This window comes from Streptomyces barringtoniae (assembly GCF_020819595.1).
Lineage (GTDB): Bacteria > Actinomycetota > Actinomycetes > Streptomycetales > Streptomycetaceae > Streptomyces > Streptomyces barringtoniae.
Genome location: NZ_JAJHNP010000094.1, coordinates 1 through 688 on the forward strand (window position 1 = coordinate 1; position 688 = coordinate 688).

At 71.9% G+C, this 688-nt stretch carries 1 protein-coding gene; it reads left to right on the forward strand.

Going from position 1 to position 688, the window contains the following annotated elements:
* The coding region (locus LMU33_RS40860; RefSeq protein ID WP_228627183.1) for a beta-ketoacyl synthase N-terminal-like domain-containing protein at window positions 1-688 on the forward strand (688 nt) is incomplete at both ends.

Genomic DNA, 688 nt, shown 5'->3' on the forward strand with positions numbered 1-688 from the left:
CGTCAACGGCTCCGACTACCTGTCCGCCCTGCTGGAAGCCGACGACGACTTCGCCGGCCACCTGGGGACCGGCAACGCCGCCAGCGTGATGTCCGGACGTATCTCCTACACGTTCGGGCTGGAGGGTCCGGCGGTGACGGTGGACACCGCGTGCTCGGCCTCGCTCGTCGCGCTCCACCTGGCGGTGCAGGCGCTGCGCAACGGCGAGTGCTCGCTCGCGCTCGTCGGCGGCGCCCACGTGATGGCCACGCCCGGTCTGTTCGTGGAGTTCAGCCGGCAGCGCGGACTGTCCGCGGACGGCCGCTGCAAGGCGTTCTCCGCCGACGCCGATGGCTTCGGTCCGGCCGAGGGCGTGGGCATGCTGCTGGTGGAGCGGCTGTCGGACGCCCGTAAGAACGGTCATCCCGTGCTGGCGGTGGTGCGCGGCAGCGCCGTCAACCAGGACGGTGCGAGCAATGGTCTGACGGCGCCGAACGGTCCTTCGCAGCAGCGGGTGATCCGGCAGGCGCTGGCCAACGCCCGGCTGTCGGCCGCGGACGTCGACGCGGTGGAGGCGCACGGCACGGGTACGAGCCTGGGTGACCCGATCGAGGCGCAGGCGCTGCTGGCCACCTACGGGCAGGACCGTGCGGAGGACCGTCCGCTGCTGCTGGGCTCGGTGAAGTCCAACATCGGGCATACGCAGGCG